The organism is Streptomyces sp. AP-93 (assembly GCF_022808175.1).
Lineage (GTDB): Bacteria > Actinomycetota > Actinomycetes > Streptomycetales > Streptomycetaceae > Streptomyces.
The window spans coordinates 145,591-163,512 of record NZ_JALGBX010000002.1 but is presented as its reverse complement, the minus strand read 5'-3'; the positions used below and the strand labels follow the sequence as shown (position 1 = coordinate 163,512).

The following is a 17,922-nucleotide window of genomic DNA, read 5'->3' as shown; positions in this document are numbered from 1 at the left end:
CGGGTACCCGTCGATTCTCCGGAGACCATCCTCACTCATCGCCGGTCGTGGCTTCGCGTGGTTGTGCCGACGGCTCCCGGAGAACGCCGGCCTTGGCCGAGATGTCACGCAGGAGCGCGTCCCGTAGGGCGTGCAGCGTTTCGGTCTTGGACATCAGGAGTCGTGCCACGGCGTGCGGGGGCTCGGCCATCGTGTGGAAGTCGGTGCGCGTGAACTGATCGGGCCAGGTGACCTCCAGGCGCTTGAGGGTCTTGGCGGAGATCTCGCGGCCGTTCTGGTCCTGCGTCAACTGCGTGATCTCGCTGCTCCGGCTTCTGAGTTCGTGAAGCAGCCACAGGCTGTCGGCGTCCTCGATGGGCCGTACCGCCACGACATTTCTGAGAGGTGTCGCCGGGCGGCGCGTCACGGCGATGTGCGCGCCGTCGGGACGGGTACTCAGCATGAAGGTGCCGGGAGGGTGTGCCTCGCAGGTGTCCACGGGGCTTCGCAGGCGAAACCTCTCCACGTGGGGGACGGGGAGGTCGAAGAGGTCGCTCGGAGCGATTGCATCGACGGTGGGTGCCGTCGGCGCGACGGGGAGCGAGCGTTCGGAGCCTTTGCCCGTCTTCGGTCTGGCGACCTCGGCGAGCGTTCGTGTGTGCCAGGGGGGATCTGCCGACGCCCAGTCGTCGTGGAGGGCGTCGGCCAGTTCCACGGCCTTTCGCGCGGTGTCCTCGTAGAGGGAGGTCATCTCCTCGATGAGGGCGAAGGCCCGGTGGTACGCGGTGACGACGTCCGGCGGGGGCAGCGGAAACAGCATGCGGCGCAGGGTGTCGAGGCTGACGGTGGGCTCGACGTGCGCCGTCACGTCCTCGGCGATCCGGGCCTTCGCCGTGGGCGTCTGCAGCCAGATGCGCAGCCACCGCACGATGTGCGGATCAGAGCGGATGATGCCGATCGACCTGGCCGCCGTCCACCCCGCGTGCTCGGCGGTGACCAGCGCGGAATCGCCCACCCGTCTGACGAGTACGACGGCCAGGTCGCCCTCCTTGAGGGTGGCCCGGGTGGTCGGGTACGTGCCCGGCGCACACGTAGGGGTCCGGGGCGAGAGGATGCTGCCGTCCTGGACGAACGTCGAGCTGACGACTCCGGGAGTCCGATCGGCGGGCCCGTCGTCGAGGAAGCCGGAGGTGGTGAAAACGTCCCTACGGGCCTCCTCGATCTTGATGGAGGTCGTCGGCCAGACCGCCGTCGGCGGAGCGCCCTGGTGGGCGTCGGCGTCCATCAGATCTCCTCCAGGATGTCGAGCAGCTGGATTTCCAGTTGATCCATCTGCTCGAACTTATTCACCAGTTCGAGCTTGAGCTGCTCGATCCGGCTCCGTGTGTCCCGTGTGGGACCCGGCGGCTCCACGGCGTAAGAAGTCGGCATCAGGCCGTACTCGCGGTCGGCGATCTCCGTGGTGGAACAGCTTCGGGACCAGCCGGCGGCGTCGTTGTACGGCGTGGCCGCGGCGCCGTTCTCGGGGAGGCCGCGCCAGGCAGCGAGGGTGGTCAGGATCAAGGCCGTGTTCTTGTCGCCCAGCCTCCGCGCTCTCGAATCCGGGACCGGTTCGAAGGCGCGCCGCGCGTTGATGAAGAGCACCTGCCGGCGGCGGTCCAGGACGCCCCAGCCCGGGCGCGCGCTCTTGTCCCTGTTGAGCACCCACAGGCAGGCGGTGGCCTGGGTGTGACCGAACACGCGGGGCGGCAGGGCGATCACGCATTCGACGAGATCGTCACGCAGGAGGCGCTCCCGAAGCCTTCGGGTGACGGGCTGTCGACTGTTGGCCACGTTGTCGGCCATCAGGAAGGCGGCGCGTCCGGCCGGAGCCAGTGCGTGCGCGATGTGCTGGATCCACGCGGAGTTGGCGGATCCGCGGGATGGTGGTTCCTCCGGCCATCGGGGATCGACGGGGACCGGGGGCGCCGCCGGCCGGCGGGCGTTCTGCTCCGTCCTGTCCTCCGGCACCCAGTCACGCTGGTTGAAGGGGAGGTTGGCCAGGACGATGTCGTGGGGCTCGGGTTCGGGCTCTGCGAGGCTGTCCCCGGGCGGGAAGACGTGGGCGGTGATCCCCCGCACGGCGAAGTTCATGCGGGCCACCTGCGAGGTGTGGGCGTGCTGCTCCTTGCCCCGCAAGGACATGGCCGGGGCCAGCCCGACGCGGTCGTGGACGTAGCGGTGGCTCTCGACGAGCAGTCCCCCCGAACCACAGACCGGGTCCAGCACTCTGTGCCCGTCGCGGGGGACGGCCGCACCGACCATGAGGCCTGCCATGTCCTTCGGCGTGAAGTAGTGGCTGCCCTCGGCCTGGTCCGCGGAGAGGTCCCGCAGGCACTGATCGAGCAGGGGGCCGACCCGCTGGGTGGAGCCGATGATCTGGACGAGCGCGTGCAGCGCTCCCTCGGAACCCTGGGGCGGAACGGGCATCAGGTTCCTGGTGCCCGTATCGACGCCCTGGACGTCGGGTGCGGGAAGCCAGTGGGCCAGACACGTGCCCACGGCGGCGCGGATTCCCGAATCGCGCCCTGCCGGCTGACCCAGCAACCACGACCAGGTCGGCACGCCGGTGCCGGGAGCGGCGTGCGCCCTCCGGCTCAGGTAGAGCAGCCCGAGGACCAGACGGGTCGCGTCGGAGGCGTTCATCAGCCGCGAGAGGTGGGCGCGGTGTCGACGTACCTCCACGAGCACCTCGTCGAGCGAGGAGGGGTCCTCGGCCTGCACGCGCCCTCGGAGGGCACCCGTGTCGCTCACGAGCCCACCACACCCAGGGCGCCCATGACCACGATGAGGAGCGTCAGGGAGCCGGCGAAGGTCAATGCTCCGGTCTTGAAGGCCGCCGTGCGACGCCCTCCTTCGACGATGGTCACGAAGCTGCCGGCCAGAGCGGCGACGAGCGCCGCGAGGACCGCGATGATCACGTACATCAGCGTCAGCTGCACGTGGTTCCTTCCTGAGGCTGGAGGGATCTCCCGATGGATGAGTGGGCCGTTGATCACCGGCTTCACAGGAAGGACGGTAGGAGACGCAGGCCTCGCGCCGGAGGGTGCACGCTGTTTGGGAATTCCTAGGCGCGCGCCCGGAGTTCACGCACTTTTATGGAGTGCACGTCGTTTGGGACGCGAGGCGGTGAGGTCGCGTCGGTGTCGGGGAAGCTCTGGACTTGCTCAAGTGTGCTTTGGGCCGGGTACGGCGGGGGCATCCCCCCAGCACGCGGGACGAAGGGGATCCCGCACCCCGGGGTACCGGGGCGGCAGAGAGGGGTCGGGGGATGATCCTCGGAGTAGTGATCTTCGTGGTGGTGGCCGTGGTGATCGTCGCGCTGGTGGTCAAGGCCAGCCGTGCCGGCGGCTGGAGCAGCAGCAGTGGCAGCAGTGACAGCAGCGGTGGCGGGGGCTGGTGGGCCGGGGGCGACTCGGGAGGTTCCTCCTCGTGCAGCTCCTCCTCGTCCTCCTGCGGCGGCGGCGGAGGATGCGGTTCCAGCTGACACGGGGCAGCATGGATCCATGGCTTACGCCGCTTCCGCCGTCCGGCCACCTTCGCACCGCGTCCCGCATGGGTGAGGCGCCCGCCGGGCACAACTTCCGTCGGGCGTCTTCTTGTTCGGACGTCACGGCCGCGCATTACGGCGTACGGGCGGCATGTCGTTGAACACGTGAACTGTGTAGCCCCCGAGGGGATGTAAACCCCTGCAACTTGGGTAAAAACGCTGTGAGTGCCGTGCCTTTCATGATTCCCTCGGTTGAGTAGACCAGTCCTCGGACCTCCCTGGACTTCCTGTGGACCCGTGCCGGTGTCCCCCCACCCGTTGACTACCGCTGGCGGGCCCCGGCCCATCTCCCTCGCGCGTTTGCGGAGCCGACTCATGCTCACGACCCTCCAGACCACCTATACCGACACGCGTGCCGCTGATCTCGCCTGGGCCCTGGGTCGGGAGCGGCTGCCCGCCCTGGCCGTACTGAACCTCGAACTGGGTGGCGCGAAAGTCGAGTTGCGCCTGCTCGGGGCCTCCCACCAGGTGCTCCTGGAGGAGGGCGACGTGCTCTGCTCCGAGACCGTCGCCTGCATGCCGGGCAGCAGCACCCCGCTTCCGCTCGGCGTGGCCAAGCGCGTCGGCGACTGGGAGTACGAGTTCGCCGCGCGGGTCGAGAACCTCTCGCGCGGCTCCTTCGCCGGCCGGGCGCAGGAACTGCTCGCGCTGGTCGCGGACCACCCGAACGGGCTCGCCGGCACCTTCCCCGGCAGCCCGCACGCCTTCACCGCCATGCTCGCGCAGCGCTACGAGGGGCAGGTGCGCTGGCGGACCTGGCACGCCTACCCGCAGGAAGGGCAGTTGGTGGCCACCCGCACCCGGGTCGGCGTACGGACGACCGGTCCGGCGGCGGCGACGGCGACGGGCGCGGGCGCCTCCGCGACGGCCGCCGCGGAGGCGGCCGTGGAGTCGCCGGCGCTGATTTAGGGGTGCCGGGGTCGCGGGGTCGCGGAGTTGCCGGACGGTTACGCCAACTGCCCGAACCAGTGCGCCACTTACACCCATGTGGGTGACCGGATGCGAGCAGGCGGTGACGTACGGTTCGCTTCATGATCGACCGTTCCACCCCGCGCGGGGTGCTTCGCACCCGGTGGCGCCGCCCCCCGGCTCCGGAGCCGGGGGGTGTGGCCCGCGTCCCGGCCGCCCTGCCCGTACGGCCCAGGACCGGCCGACTCCTCGTCCTGGCCACCGTCTTCGTCTGCGCCGCCTGCGGGCTCGTATACGAACTGGAGCTGCTCGCCCTCGGCTCGTACCTGATCGGCGACTCCGTCACCCAGGCGTCGGTCGTGCTGTCCGTCATGGTCTTCGCCATGGGCGTCGGATCCCTGCTGGCCAAGGCCCTGCGCGCCCGCCCCGCCTTCGGCTTCGCGCTCGTGGAAGCGGGCCTCGCCCTGCTCGGCGGGCTCTCCGCCATGGCGCTCTACGCCAGCTTCGCGTGGCTGGGGGAGTCCCGGCCCGCGCTCGTCGCCTTCTCCTTCGCCATCGGCGTCCTCATCGGCGCCGAGATCCCGCTCCTGATGGTCCTCATCCAGCGCATCCGCAGACAGGACGCGGGCGGCGCCGTCGCCGACCTCTTCGCCGCCGACTACGTCGGCGCCCTCGTCGGCGGCCTCGCCTTCCCCTTCCTGCTGCTGCCCGTCCTCGGCCAGCTCACCGGCGCGATGCTCACCGGAACCGTCAACGTCATCGCCGGAGGCGGCCTCGTCCTGTGGCTGTTCCGCCGGGACCTGAGCCGCCGCGCCCGCTGGCTGCTCGTCGCCGTCAACGTCACCGTCCTCAGCGTCCTGGGCTGCGCCACCGTCCTCGCCGACGACTTCGAACGCGTCGCCCGCCGCGCCGTCTACGGCGGCGAGGTCCGCGTCGCCGTCCAGACCGGCGTCCAGGAACTCGTCCTCACCGGCCCCCCGACCGGCTCACCGCGCTCCCTCGACCTCTTCCTCGACGGCCGCCTTCGGGTCAGCGGCTACGACGAGTACCGCTACCACGAGGCCCTCGTGCACCCCGCGATGACCGGCCCGCACACCCGCGTCCTGGTCCTCGGCGGCGGCGACGGCCTCGCCGCCCGCGAGGTGCTGCGCTACCGCGACGTCACCTCCGTCACCGTCGTCGAGCTCGACCCCGGAGTCGTGCGGCTCGCCCGGACCGACCCGATGCTCTCCGCGCTGAACGGGCGGGCGTACGAGGACCCGCGCGTCGGCGTCGTCACCGAGGACGCCTTCCGCTGGCTGCGCGCACCCGCCGCCCGGAACCGCTTCGACGTCATCGTCTCCGACCTGCCCGACCCCGGGATCACCCCCAGCACGAAGCTGTACTCGCAGGAGTTCTACGGGCTGGCCTCGCGGGCCCTGCGCCCCGGCGGGCGGCTCGCCGTCCACGCGGGGCCGCCCGGCACCAGGCCCCGTACCTACTGGACCGTGGAAGCCACCCTGCGCGCGGCCGGCCTGCGCACCGCCCCCTACAGCGCGGGCGGCCGCCTCTCGGGCTTCGCCGCCGGCCCCGACCGGGTGCTCGGCGCCGCCTCCGCATCCACCGCGACGCTCCCGCAGGACTGGGGCTTCGTCCTGGCGGCCCGCGAGGGCGTGCCCCGGCTGCGGGTGGACCGGGAGACGCCCGCCCTGCGCTCCCTGTCCACGCAGTCCCTGGCCGACGCGGCCCGGGACACGGAGCGCACCCGGGTGGCGGGCCTCCCGCCTTCGACGCTGCCGCACCCGAGGTACTCGTAGCCGGGGTCTCGCGCAGCCGGGGTACTCGCGTAGCCGGGGTACTCGGAGCAGGGGTACGCGTGGCCCGGGTACTCGTGGCCGGGCGGTCGCGTCGGTAGGCTCGTCCGCATGGAGCATCAGGTGTTCGTACCGGTCCCCTCCGCCGACGTCCGCGCCGTGCTGCGCGACCCCGCCCGGCTGGCGCGATGCGTGCCGGGGCTCCAGCAGGACGCCGATACCGCGGCCGGGCCGCTGTCCGGCCGGCTGAGGGTGCGGGTCGGCGGGCACACCGTCACCTACCGCGGCACCCTCTCCGTCACCGAGCAGGACCCGGACCGCTTCACCCTTGCCGGAGAGGGCACCGAGGTGCGGGGGAGCGGGACCGTGAAGCTCTCCCTCGCGCTGCGCCTGACCGAGGCGGACGGCGGCACCCGGCTGGAGTTCACCGCCGAGTCCGCCGCCGACGGCCGGGCCGCCGCCTTCGCCCCCGACGCGGCCGCCACGGCCGCACACCGCCTCCTGGACCGGGCCGCCGGGCACCTCGCGGCCCTCGCGGTCGACGGCGCAGCCGGGCCGGCGGACGCGGCGGCGGACGCGGATGCCGACGTGGATGCGGACGCGGACGCCGGCGCCGATGTGGACCAGGACCCCGGCCCCGGCTTCACCGAGGTCACCGCATCCGTGTTCGACACCGAGGTCCCGCCGCCCTCCCTGGACCCGTTCCTGGAGGGCACCTACGAAGGCATGGCCGACCTCGGTGACCTCGGCGGCCCCCCGCGCCCGCCGGCCGAGGCCGCGCACGCCCGCCGCACGATGATCGGCCGCAGTGCGGAGGAGGTCGACCACGCGCCGCCGCGCGGCCGCTACGCCCCGGTCCCGGCCCCCACCTCCGCCTCCGCGAGCGCGAGCCTCCGCTGGATCGCCCCGGCCGCGGCCGTGGCCCTGGCCTCGGCGGTCCTCCTGGGCCGCGCCCTGCGCCGCCGCCGCTGACCCGGGGAACTCGCCCGCTTCCCCGCGCGGCCCTGATCACCCCGCCGGGCTGACTAAGGTCATGGCATGAGTACGCAACTGCGCGCCGGCGGCGCCGAGGTGACCATCGACCAGGAGAACGGCTGCCGGATCAGCAGTCTGCGCATCGACGGGACGGAGCTGCTGCGGCAGGGGGACCACTACGGGTCCTTCCCCATGGTCCCGTGGTGCGGCCGCACCAGGGACGGGCAGTTCCAGGACGGCGCGACCCTGCACCAGCTTCCGCTCAACCACCCGCCGCACGCCATCCACGGCTTCGGCCGTGACGCCGCCTGGCGCCGCGCCCGGGCCACCGCCACCGAGGCCGCCTTCACGTACCCGCTCGCCGCCCCGTGGCCCTACGAGGGCCTGGTCACCCAGATCTTCGAGCTCGGCGAGAACGCGCTGACCCTGACGATGGGCATCGAGACCTACCAGGACTCCTTCCCGGCGCAGGCCGGCTGGCACCCCTGGTTCCTGCGCAACCTCGCCCCCGGCGGGGCGGACGTCCGCATCGACTTCGAAGCCGCCTGGCAGGAGGAGCGCGGCGCCGACCACCTCCCCACCGGCAACCGCATCGACCCCAAGCCCGGCCCCTGGGACGACTGCTTCGGCATGCCGTACGGGGTGGACGTCACCCTCACGTGGCCCGACGCCCTGGAACTGAAGGTCACCAGCCGCTCCGAATGGGTGGTCGTCTACGACGAGCAGCCCGAGGCCGTCTGCGTGGAACCGCAGTCGGGCCCGCCGAACGGCCTGAACAGCCTCCCGCAGCTGGTCACCCCCGTGGACCCGCTGGAGATCTCCACGACGTGGACGTGGCGGCGGCTCGGGTAGTGCCCAATTAAGCTCGGGGCCATGAGTGACGTACGCGATGCGCTTCTGCAGCAGATCAAGGACAAGGCCGTCGTGCACGGCAAGGTGGTCCTCTCCTCCGGCCGCGAGGCCGACTACTACATCGACCTCCGCCGGATCACCCTGGACGGCGAAGCCGCCCCGCTGGTCGGACAGGTCATGCTCGACCTCACCGCCGACCTGGAGTTCGACTGCGTCGGCGGCCTGACGCTGGGCGCCGACCCGGTCGCCACCTCGATGCTGCACGCCTCCGCCGCGCGCGGCGGGCGCCTGGACGCCTTCGTCGTCCGCAAGGCGCAGAAGGCGCACGGCATGCAGCGCCGTATCGAGGGCACCGACGTGAAGGGCAAGCGCTGCCTGGTGGTCGAGGACACCTCGACCACCGGCGGTTCCCCGCTGACCGCCGTCGAGGCGGTCCGCGAGGCCGGCGGCGAGGTCGTCGCCGTCGCGACGATCGTCGACCGCGGCGCGGCCGACGCCATCGCGGCCGCGGGCCTGCCCTACCTCACGGGCTACCAGCTCGGGGACCTCGGTTTGTCCTAATCCCCCCAACTGCGCGGACAGTGGGTCGTGCTTCCGCACAACTGGTGACTTAGGTCCCCGGAAGTCCGGAAGTAGGCCCTGACCTGCGACTTTTCGGCCGGGTGGAGTGTTTCACGTGAAACACTCCACCCGGATCGGGCCGCTCGGTGCCGTCACGGAGGTGGAGTGTGCCCGCGAGTCTGGAAAGATGGGGACGACGGCAACGTCGCCCCCAGGTCAGGGCCCGCAATAAGCACACTCCCCGCACATCCAAGGAGCGGACAGATGCCCATCGCAACCCCCGAGGTCTACAACGAGATGCTCGACCGGGCGAAGGCAGGCAAGTTTGCCTACCCGGCGATCAACGTGACCTCGACCCAGACCCTGCACGCTGCACTGCGCGGCTTCGCGGAGGCCGAGAGCGACGGCATCATCCAGATCTCCACTGGTGGTGCGGAGTTCCTGGGTGGCCAGTACAACAAGGACATGGTCACCGGCGCCGCCGCCCTGGCGGAGTTCGCGCACATCGTGGCCGCCAAGTACGACATCACCGTCGCGCTGCACACGGACCACTGCCCCAAGGACAAGCTGGACGGCTACGTCCGCCCGCTGCTCGAGATCTCCGCCGAGCGCGTGGCCCGCGGCCTCAACCCGCTCTTCCAGTCGCACATGTGGGACGGTTCCGCCGAGACCCTGGCCGACAACCTGGCCATCGGCCAGGAGCTGCTCGCCAAGGCCGCCGCCGCGAAGATCATCCTTGAGGTCGAGATCACCCCGACCGGTGGCGAGGAAGACGGCGTCAGCCACGAGATCAACGACGAGCTGTACACCACCGTCGACGACGCGCTGCGCACCGCCGAGGCCCTGGGCCTGGGCGAGAAGGGCCGCTACCTGCTGGCCGCCTCCTTCGGCAACGTGCACGGCGTCTACAAGCCGGGCAACGTCGTCCTGCGCCCCGAGCTCCTCAAGGACCTCCAGGCCGGCGTCGGCGAGAAGTACGGCAAGTCCTCCCCGTTCGACTTCGTCTTCCACGGCGGCTCGGGCTCCACGGCCGAGGAGATCGCCACCGCGCTGGAGAACGGCGTCGTGAAGATGAACCTCGACACCGACACCCAGTACGCCTTCACCCGTCCGGTCGTGGACCACATGTTCCGCAACTACGACGCGGTCCTGAAGGTCGACGGCGAGGTCGGCACCAAGTCGAAGTACGACCCCCGCACGTGGGGCAAGGCCGCCGAGGCCGGCATGGCCGCGCGCGTCACCGAGGCCTGCGCGAACCTGCGTTCCACGGGCACCAAGCTCAAGTAGCAGCGGCTCACGCGGCAGCTCGCGTAGCAGCTCCCGCAGCAGCTCGCGTAGCAGCGGCTTCCCGGAAGGGCCCGGTTCCACCGTCCACGGACGGCGGGGCCGGGCCCTTCCCGCGTGTCCGCATCCCCCATCCCCCAGACTGGGGCCATGTCTCTTCACCAGAACCTCCTCGGGGGCCCCGCCCCCACCCACCTCCCCGACGAGCCGGGCATCGCGGCCATCGCCGCGGGCACCCCCGCCGTCGAGGTGGCCGCAGCGCACCCGACCTCCTCCCTGGCCTGGGCCCTCCTCGCCGACGAGGCCTTCGCGGCCGGCCGCACGGTCGAGTCGTACGCGTACGCCCGTACGGGCTACCACCGCGGCCTGGACGCGCTGCGCCGCGCAGGCTGGAAGGGCCACGGCCCGGTGCCGTGGGAGCACGAGCCGAACCGCGGCTTCCTGCGCGCCCTCAACGCCCTGGCCCGCGCGGCCGGCGAGATCGGCGAGAAGGAGGAGTACGAGCGCTGCTCGACCTTCCTGCGCGACTCCTCCGAGACGGCCGCGGACGTCCTCGCGGTCTGAGGCCCGAGGCCTGAGGCTGAGGCCCGAGGCCTGAGAACCGACGCCTTCGGCGCCCGGCACGGGCGGGTTCCCGCATGGGGCCCGCCCGGTCGCGGAAGGTGACGTGCGCCACTGACTATTGAAGCCCTGCGGCACGACGGTCTTATGATGCGGACAGGGGACCGGAGCTCCACTCACCTCACCGGAAGGAGCGGACCGCTACCCGGAAGCACGTATCGAGGAGACAGCGATGTCGCACGCCCTTGATGCCTCCGGAGACGGCGGTTCGGACACCCCGAACCTCGACTTCGCCGGCACGACTCCCTACGAGGACTACGTCCAGGCCGACGTCCTCACCCACCTCCAGCACCTGCGCTCGGACGACCCGGGCGAGATGGTCTTCCTGGTCACCACCCAGGTCATGGAGCTGTGGTTCACGGTCATCGTCCACGAGTGGGAAACCGCCGCGCAGGCGCTCCGCGAGGACGAGCTCCCCGTCGCGATGGATGCGCTGAAACGATCCCTCCGCGAGCTGGAGGCCCTCAATTCCTCCTGGCGCCCCCTCGCCCAGCTGACCCCGGGCCAGTTCAACGCGTACCGCGCCGCCCTCGGCGAGGGCTCCGGCTTCCAGTCGGCGATGTACCGCCGGATGGAGTTCCTGCTCGGCGACAAGGCCGCCTCCATGCTGGTCCCGCACCGCGGCGCCCCGCGCGTCCACGCGGAGCTGGAGAAGGCCCTCCAGGAGCCCAGCCTCTACGACGAGGTGCTGCGCCTCCTCGCCCGCCGCGGCCTCCCGGTCCCGCCGTCCGTCCTGGACCGCGACCTCTCCCAGCGCTACGAGCCCTCGCCCGGGGTCGAAGCCGTCTGGACGGCGCTGTACGCGGCCCCGGACGCCCACCCGGACCTGCACCGCCTCGGCGAGGTCCTCACCGACGTCGCCGAGCTGGTCTGGCGCTGGCGCAACGACCACCTGGTCGCCACCCGGCGCGCGATGGGCGCCAAGACGGGCACGGGCGGCTCGGCCGGCGTGACCTGGCTGGAGAAGCGGGCGACGAAGAACGTCTTCCCGGAGCTGTGGACGGCGCGCAGCCATGTCTGACCTGAATGCGGCCCCCGGCTCCGACCTGCCGGCCCGCGCCGAAGCCCTGGACGCGGCCGACCCCCTCGGCAAGCTCCGCGACCGCTTCACCCTCCCCGAGGACGTGGTCTACCTCGACGGCAACAGCCTCGGCGCGCTCCCCGCAGGGGTGGCCGCCCGGCTCGCCGAGGTCGTCACGGAGCAGTGGGGCACCCGCCTGATCCGCTCCTGGACCGAGGGCGAAGCCAACTGGTGGAACGCCCCCGAGCGCATCGGCGACCGGATAGCCCCGCTGGTCGGCGCCGCCGCCGGCCAGGTGGTCGTCGGCGACTCCACCAGCGTCAACCTCTTCAAGGCCCTGGTCGCCGCAGCCCGGATGGCCGCGCCCGGCCGGACCGAGCTGCTCGTGGACGCCGCCACCTTCCCCACCGACGGCTACATCGCCCAGTCGGCGGCCCGGATGACGGGCCTGCGCGTCGTCCCGGTCGACCCGGCCGCCGCCGCGGAGGCGATGGGCCCGGACACCGCCGTGGTCCTCCTCAACCACGCCGACTACTGCACCGGCCGCCTGCACGACCTCCCGGCGCTCACCGCGGCGGCGCACGCCGCCGGGGCGCTCGTCGTCTGGGACCTGTGCCACACGGCCGGGGCGCTGCCCGTCGGCCTCGACGCGCACGGAGTGGACCTCGCGGTCGGCTGTACGTACAAGTACCTCAACGGCGGCCCCGGCGCGCCCGCCTACCTGTACGTCGCCACCCGCCACCAGTCCGCCTTCGACTCCCCGCTGCCGGGCTGGAACGGCCACGCGGACCCGTTCGCGATGACCCCCTCCTACGAGGCCGCGCCGGGCGTGGCGCGGGCGCGCGTCGGCACCCCGGACATCCTGTCCATGCTCGCGCTGGAGGCCGCCCTGGACGCCTGGGACGGGGTCGCGGTCGAGGACGTCCGCGCGAAGTCCCTCGCGCTGACCGACTTCTTCCTCGAGTGCGTGGCGGCGTACGTCCCGGCGGGCAAGGTCGAGCTGGTCACCCCCACCGGGCACGAAGAGCGCGCCAGCCAGGTGTCGCTGCGCACGGAGAACGCGGACGGGGTCATGCGCGAGCTCATCTCGCGGGGGGTGATCGGGGACTTCCGCGCCCCCGATGTCCTGCGCTTCGGATTCACCCCGCTGTACGTCGGCTTCGCGGATGCGGAGCGTGCGGCGCGTGCACTGGGTCACATTTTCGGGTGAACCGGTAGCGAAACGTCACATCACCGCGCGGGCGGGGCTACGGCCCCGCCCGCGCCGGTATCTCCACGGCCCGCCACCGAGGGGGCCGTTCAGGCCTGATACGGTCCCGCTCTGCCGGAACACCGGAACACCAGTCCCCCTTGTCCCATGCGATACCGGAGGTTGAGCCGATGACGGACCCCGCAGTCGAACGGGACGCCGCCGAGGCCGCCTCGGCCTTCTCCCATCCGCCCGTGGCTCCCGACGCGACGGCCGCCTACGGTGAACACCCCGACCAGGTCGTCGACTTCTACACCCCTCGCGGGGAGCGGGCGCAGCCGGGTGTCGCGCGTTCCGCGCCGCTGGTCGTCATCCTGCACGGCGGAGCGTGGCGCGCCCCGTACGACCGGCAGCACATCACCCCCCTCGCGGATCTCCTGGCCCGCCGGGGTTTCGCCGTCGCCAACGTCGAGTACCGCCGCGGCCAGTCCCGGGCATCGCAGCCCCTGCCGCACCAGGATGCCGAGGGCCCCGTGGCCGGCCGCTGGCCCGAGACCTTCGACGACGTGGCCGCCGCCCTCGACGCCCTGCCCGGCCTGGCCGCCGTCAGCCTGCCGGAGGCGGACCCGCGCCGCACGGTGCTGACCGGCCACTCGGCCGGAGGCCACCTCGCGCTGTGGGCCGCGGCCCGCCACGTGCTCCCGTACGACGCCCCGGCCGGCTGGAGGCTGCCTTCGCCGCCGCTGCTGCGCGGCGTGGTGGCGCTGGCCCCGATCGCGGACTTCACGGTGGCGGAGGAGCTCGGGGTGTGCGGGGGAGCCTCGGCGCAACTGCTGGGCGGAGCAGCCGTCTTCGCGGCACGCCGCCCGTACGCGGACCCGGCGGCGCTGCTCCCGACGGGCATCGCGACGGCGGTGGTCCAGGGGCGGAGCGACATCCAGGTCCCGGAGGCGGTGGCGGAGGCCTACGTGGCGGCGGCCGCGCTGGCGGGGGAGATGGTGGGACTGACCCTGCTGGACGGGGTCGGCCACTTCCCGCTCATCGATCTGGCGGCGGACGCGTGCGCGGTGGTGGCGGAGGAGATCTCACAGCTGGCCTGGTAGGGCCGGGTGCCCCAGGTGCCCCAGGTGCCCCAGGTGCCCCAGGTGCCCCAGGTGCCCCAGGTGCCCCAGGTGCCCCAGGTGCCCCGGGTGCCCCGGGTACGCCGGAGGGGCGGCCGCGCTGGGCCGCCCCTCCGGGTTCGGTGCAGGTACCGCCGCTGCTTACAGGAACGAGTTGATCTCGATCGTCTCGGTGCGGCCGGGGCCGACGCCGATCGCGGAGATCGGGGCGCCCGACATCTCCTCGAGGGCCTTGACGTACGCCTGGGCGTTCTTCGGGAGGTCCGCGAAGGTCTTGGCCTTGGTGATGTCCTCGGACCAGCCGGGGAGGTTTTCGTAGATCGGCTTCGCGTGGTGGAAGTCCGACTGCGAGTACGGGAGCTCCTCGACGCGCTTGCCGTCGATCTCGTACGCGACGCAGACCGGGATCTCTTCCCAGCCGGTCAGCACGTCCAGCTTGGTGAGGAAGAAGTCCGTCAGGCCGTTGACGCGGGTCGCGTAGCGGGCGATCGGGGCGTCGAACCAGCCGCAGCGGCGGTCGCGGCCGGTGGTCACGCCACGCTCGCCGCCGATGCGGCGCAGGGCCTCGCCGTCCGCGTCGAACAGCTCGGTCGGGAACGGGCCGGAGCCGACGCGGGTCGTGTACGCCTTCAGGATGCCGATGACGCGGCTGATCTTCGTCGGGCCGACACCCGCACCGGTGCAGGCGCCACCGGCGGTCGGGTTCGACGAGGTGACGAAGGGGTACGTGCCGTGGTCGACGTCGAGCAGCGTGCCCTGGCCGCCCTCGAAGAGCACGACCTTGTCCTCGTCGAGCGCGTTGTTGATGATCAGGGTGGTGTCGGCGACGTACGGCTTGATCTGCTCCGCGTACTGGAGCATCTCTTCGACGATCTGGGCCGGGTCGATCGCGCGGCGGTTGTACAGCTTCGCGAGGAGCTGGTTCTTGCCCTCCAGCGCCGCTTCGACCTTCTGGGTGAGGATCGACTCGTCGTAGAGGTCCTGGACGCGGATGCCGACGCGGTTGATCTTGTCCGCGTACGTCGGGCCGATGCCGCGGCCGGTCGTACCGATCTTGCGCTTGCCGAGGAAGCGCTCGCCGACCTTGTCGAGGGTGACGTTGTACGGCGTGATCAGGTGCGCGTTGCCGCTGAGCAGCAGCTTTGACGTATCGATGCCGCGCTCGTTCAGGCCGCGCAGCTCGGAGAGCAGGACGGCCGGGTCGACGACGACACCGTTGCCGATGACCGGGGTGCATCCGGGGGAGAGGATGCCGGAAGGGAGAAGGTGCAGCGCGTACTTCTGGTCGCCTACGACGACCGTGTGGCCGGCGTTGTTGCCACCCTGGTAACGCACTACATAGTCAACGGATCCACCGAGCAGGTCGGTGGCCTTTCCCTTGCCCTCGTCACCCCACTGAGCTCCGAGCAGCACAAGAGCGGGCACAGGCGTACACCTCTTCCGGATGGGGCATGTCCAAGGTCAGGGGGCGTACGACGATGTACACCGCAGGCTGAGCCGTCGGACCGGTGCCCCGGAATAGACGAAGGCCCTGGCGCAATAGCGCAAGGGCCTCTTGCACAAAGATGCTACCCGAGGAAGGACCGAGGTGTCGGCTCCAGAGCCCACCATGAGCCATGCGGGCGCGCCGGTAGGCGGCCTGCTCGTGCTCGTCGACCCGGTCGCCCGCCGTCTTGACGGCGAGTCGGTGCGAATCGCGAAAGATGTTCTGTCAGCGGGAGCCGCGGCGAAAATTTGTCTCCCGGACTCGCAGGAGGAGTTTGCGCGGGCCCTCGCCCGCCGGGGTCATCGGCGGCCGGTGATCGTGGGCGACGACCGCGCGCTCGTACGGGCCGTCGGGCTGCTGCACCGTGAGCGGGCACTGTCCGAGGGGGCCGTTTCGCTGATTCCGGTGGGGCCGGCGGGGTCGCTGGTACTGGCGCTGCAGCTCGGCGTGCCGCTGTCGGCCGTGTCGGCCGCGCGGGCGGTCCTGGACGGGGCCGTCGGCATGAGGGACCTGCTGGTCGACGACAGCGACGGGGTGGTGCTGGGCGGGATCGGCATCCCGCCGCCGCCCGTGGGGGCCGGGGCCGGGTCCCGGCCGGGGTCCGGGGGTGTGCCGCGGCCGGCCGGGCCGTCGGTGTGGAACGCGTACCGCTCGCTGGTCCGTACGTTCGTCCGCCCGCCGGCGGGGGCCTCTTCCGCCACGGGATCCGGCGGGGGCCACCGGCTGCGGGTGGAGGCCGACGGGGTGGTCCTGGCGGACGTGGACCGGATGGTGGAGGACCTCACCGTGTCGGCTCGGGAGGGAGACGGGCTGGCGGACGTCCTGGTCCGGATGGGGGCGGTCACGGCACCGGGCCCCGGTGCCGGCTCGGACGCGGAATCGGACTCGGAATCGGGCTCCGCCTCCGATTCCGCCTCCGCCTCCGGCTCCGGTTCCGGGTCCGGCCGGGTGGTGCGGGCGCGGGCGTCGGCCGTCACGGTCTCCGGGGCGGATTTCCGCTACCGGTCGGACGTCGGAATCACCGGTCCGGTCCGCCGCCGTACGTGGACCCTGCACCCGGGGGCGTGGGGGCTGACACTGCCACTGCAGCGCTGACGAGGGGGAGGGAGAGCAGGCCGTGTCCGGCATCGTGGATGTGGGTGAGGTGCCCGAACCCGAACCCGAACCCGTATCCGTACCCGTACCCGAATCCGTACCCGGACCCGTGCGGGGTCCGGCGGACGGCCCGGGCGGTATCGGGCCGCCCGGGGAGGCGGCCGTCCGGGATGCGCTCCGAGACTGGCGGCAGGACGCCGTGCTGGTCTGCCTGCTGCCCGTGCTCTGCTGGCCCGCGCTGATCGGGGCACTCGTCACCCGCCCCGCGCCCTTGCGGGCGGTGCTGCTGGGGCTGCTGTCCCTGGCGTTGCTCGTCGGGCTCCGGGAGCTGTACGTGATCCAGCGCGTGCGGGGCCTCCTGCGAGCCCCGGGGCTGCGCTGGACCGCGTACGACGCCGAGGTGCTGCGCGGGCGCGGCCTGCCTCCGCTGCTGGCCCTGGGCGGCGACGGCGCCGGCCGGGTACTGACCCTGGGGCCCCTGGGACGGCGGGTGCTGGCGCCCGGGGCGGAGCGGACCGTGTGGCTGGCCGGGGACCCGGGGCCGGGGGCCGTGGTGTGGGCGCCGCACGCCCGGGAGCTGGGCCGGGCGCGCGGGCGGTGGCGGCGGGGCGCGCTCAGGCGGAGGCGGCCGCTTCGATGAGGTCGCAGACCGGGCCGGGCTGGGAGGCGAGGGAAGCGTGGCTCGCGTCGAGCTCGATGGTCTTGCGGGGGTTCATGCGGGCGGCCATGCGGCGCTCGTTGTCGGGGTGGATCATGCGGTCGGCGGTGGAGACCTGGTACCAGGACGGCTTCGCGCGCCAGGCCGGCGCGGTGACGGCGTCGCCGAAGGTGGAGGCGAGGGGAGCCTTCTGGGTCACGGCCATGACCAGGGCTTCCTCGGCAGTGAGGTCCTGGGCGAAGCTCTCGTGGAACTTGTCCTGCACGACCCACAGATAGCCGTCGGAGTCCGGGAGGATGTTCTCGAACGCCGCCGGCGGCTTCTCCTGGCTGATCCCGCCGGGGCTCTCGCCCGCGTCGGGCGCGAAGGCGGCGACGTAGACCAGACCGGTGACGTTGGGCAGGTCCCCGGCCTCGGTGATGACGGCTCCGCCGTAGGAGTGGCCGACGAGGAGCACCGGCCCGTCGATCTGCCGGACCATCTTGCGGGTCCGCTCGGCGTCGTCGGCGAGGGAGGTCAGCGGATTCTCGACGGCGTGCAGGTCGGTGTACCCGCGGCGGTGGAGCTCGCCGATGACCTTGGCCCAGTGGGCGGCGCCGCCCCAGAAGCCGTGGACGAGGACGATGGCGGGGGTGTGGACGGGGCTGTCTGCCATGAGGTTCTGCTCCTGAGTCCGGTTCTCCTGCGTCCCGCGCCGGGTCGCAGGCCCCCCGACCCACGCTAGGCGGACGGCCTACCGGCCGCCATGGCGCCGCTGCTGGTCCGACGGGGATACGAAGCTTCGGGGTC

At 72.2% G+C, this 17,922-nt stretch carries 18 protein-coding genes; 13 read left to right on the top strand and 5 right to left on the bottom strand.

Features of this window, described 5'->3' with window-relative positions:
- Nucleotides 1-31: 31 nt before the first annotated feature.
- From MTF69_RS03890 to MTF69_RS03880, 3 genes are read right to left on the bottom strand one after another with little or no spacing between them, the layout of a single operon-like run.
- Nucleotides 32-1,264: a hypothetical protein gene (locus MTF69_RS03890; RefSeq protein ID WP_243330690.1), complete on the bottom strand. Its 1,233-nt coding sequence runs from the start codon at nucleotides 1,262-1,264 to the stop codon at nucleotides 32-34.
- Nucleotides 1,264-2,772, bottom strand: a complete 1,509-nt coding sequence (locus MTF69_RS03885) for an N-6 DNA methylase (RefSeq protein ID WP_243330688.1) — start codon at nucleotides 2,770-2,772, stop codon at nucleotides 1,264-1,266. The genes MTF69_RS03890 and MTF69_RS03885 overlap by 1 nt, the downstream gene beginning before the upstream one ends.
- The gene (locus MTF69_RS03880; protein WP_243330687.1) at nucleotides 2,769-2,960 is read right to left on the bottom strand and encodes a hypothetical protein; all 192 of its coding nucleotides are present in this window, start codon (nucleotides 2,958-2,960) and stop codon (nucleotides 2,769-2,771) included. Before MTF69_RS03880 ends, MTF69_RS03885 begins: the two co-directional genes overlap by 4 nt.
- A 329-nt stretch (nucleotides 2,961-3,289) precedes the next feature.
- Between MTF69_RS03880 and MTF69_RS03875 the strand changes: the two genes are divergently transcribed.
- The 11 genes from MTF69_RS03875 (at nucleotide 3,290) to MTF69_RS03825 (ending at nucleotide 13,876) form a co-directional block, all read left to right on the top strand.
- Nucleotides 3,290-3,505, top strand: coding sequence for a hypothetical protein (locus tag MTF69_RS03875; protein WP_243330686.1), 216 nt, complete (start codon nucleotides 3,290-3,292; stop codon nucleotides 3,503-3,505).
- A gap of 378 nt (nucleotides 3,506-3,883) precedes the next feature.
- Nucleotides 3,884-4,477, top strand: coding sequence for a DUF2617 family protein (locus MTF69_RS03870; protein WP_243330685.1), 594 nt, complete (start codon nucleotides 3,884-3,886; stop codon nucleotides 4,475-4,477).
- Nucleotides 4,478-4,599: 122 nt separating this feature from the next.
- Nucleotides 4,600-6,273, top strand: a complete 1,674-nt coding sequence (locus MTF69_RS03865; protein WP_243330684.1) for a polyamine aminopropyltransferase — start codon at nucleotides 4,600-4,602, stop codon at nucleotides 6,271-6,273.
- A 108-nt stretch (nucleotides 6,274-6,381) separates the two neighbouring features.
- Nucleotides 6,382-7,242, top strand: a complete 861-nt coding sequence (locus tag MTF69_RS03860; RefSeq protein ID WP_243330683.1) for a CoxG family protein — start codon at nucleotides 6,382-6,384, stop codon at nucleotides 7,240-7,242.
- Between the two features lie 66 nt (nucleotides 7,243-7,308).
- Complete coding sequence (locus tag MTF69_RS03855) at nucleotides 7,309-8,097, top strand: aldose 1-epimerase (RefSeq protein WP_243330682.1); 789 nt, start codon at nucleotides 7,309-7,311, stop codon at nucleotides 8,095-8,097.
- A gap of 21 nt (nucleotides 8,098-8,118) precedes the next feature.
- Complete coding sequence (gene pyrE, locus MTF69_RS03850) at nucleotides 8,119-8,658, top strand: orotate phosphoribosyltransferase (protein ID WP_243330681.1); 540 nt, start codon at nucleotides 8,119-8,121, stop codon at nucleotides 8,656-8,658.
- A 264-nt stretch (nucleotides 8,659-8,922) separates the two neighbouring features.
- Nucleotides 8,923-9,945, top strand: a complete 1,023-nt coding sequence (gene fbaA / locus MTF69_RS03845; RefSeq protein ID WP_243330679.1) for a class II fructose-bisphosphate aldolase — start codon at nucleotides 8,923-8,925, stop codon at nucleotides 9,943-9,945.
- Nucleotides 9,946-10,092: 147 nt separating this feature from the next.
- Complete coding sequence (locus MTF69_RS03840; RefSeq protein WP_243330677.1) at nucleotides 10,093-10,506, top strand: DUF3151 domain-containing protein; 414 nt, start codon at nucleotides 10,093-10,095, stop codon at nucleotides 10,504-10,506.
- Between the two features lie 229 nt (nucleotides 10,507-10,735).
- The gene (locus tag MTF69_RS03835; protein ID WP_243330674.1) at nucleotides 10,736-11,584 is read left to right on the top strand and encodes a tryptophan 2,3-dioxygenase family protein; all 849 of its coding nucleotides are present in this window, start codon (nucleotides 10,736-10,738) and stop codon (nucleotides 11,582-11,584) included.
- Nucleotides 11,577-12,794: a kynureninase gene (kynU, locus tag MTF69_RS03830; RefSeq protein WP_243330673.1), complete on the top strand. Its 1,218-nt coding sequence runs from the start codon at nucleotides 11,577-11,579 to the stop codon at nucleotides 12,792-12,794. The genes MTF69_RS03835 and kynU overlap by 8 nt, the downstream gene beginning before the upstream one ends.
- A 170-nt stretch (nucleotides 12,795-12,964) precedes the next feature.
- Nucleotides 12,965-13,876 carry an alpha/beta hydrolase gene (locus tag MTF69_RS03825; protein WP_243330672.1) on the top strand — a complete coding sequence of 304 codons (912 nt, stop codon included), beginning with the start codon at nucleotides 12,965-12,967 and terminating at the stop codon, nucleotides 13,874-13,876.
- A gap of 159 nt (nucleotides 13,877-14,035) precedes the next feature.
- Here the strand turns inward: MTF69_RS03825 and MTF69_RS03820 are convergent, their stop codons facing one another.
- Nucleotides 14,036-15,319, bottom strand: coding sequence for an adenylosuccinate synthase (locus MTF69_RS03820; protein WP_243330671.1), 1,284 nt, complete (start codon nucleotides 15,317-15,319; stop codon nucleotides 14,036-14,038).
- 184 nt (nucleotides 15,320-15,503) lie between these two features.
- Between MTF69_RS03820 and MTF69_RS03815 the strand changes: the two genes are divergently transcribed.
- Both MTF69_RS03815 and MTF69_RS03810 read left to right on the top strand, forming a co-directional pair.
- The gene (locus MTF69_RS03815) at nucleotides 15,504-16,475 is read left to right on the top strand and encodes a diacylglycerol kinase (RefSeq protein WP_243331345.1); all 972 of its coding nucleotides are present in this window, start codon (nucleotides 15,504-15,506) and stop codon (nucleotides 16,473-16,475) included.
- A 22-nt stretch (nucleotides 16,476-16,497) separates the two neighbouring features.
- The gene (locus MTF69_RS03810) at nucleotides 16,498-17,115 is read left to right on the top strand and encodes a hypothetical protein (RefSeq protein ID WP_243330670.1); all 618 of its coding nucleotides are present in this window, start codon (nucleotides 16,498-16,500) and stop codon (nucleotides 17,113-17,115) included.
- Here MTF69_RS03810 and MTF69_RS03805 read toward each other — a convergent pair.
- Nucleotides 17,090-17,788: an alpha/beta hydrolase gene (locus tag MTF69_RS03805; protein WP_243330669.1), complete on the bottom strand. Its 699-nt coding sequence runs from the start codon at nucleotides 17,786-17,788 to the stop codon at nucleotides 17,090-17,092. The two genes, MTF69_RS03810 and MTF69_RS03805, sit on opposite strands and share 26 nt — an antisense overlap.
- Between the last annotated feature and the right edge of the window lie 134 nt (nucleotides 17,789-17,922).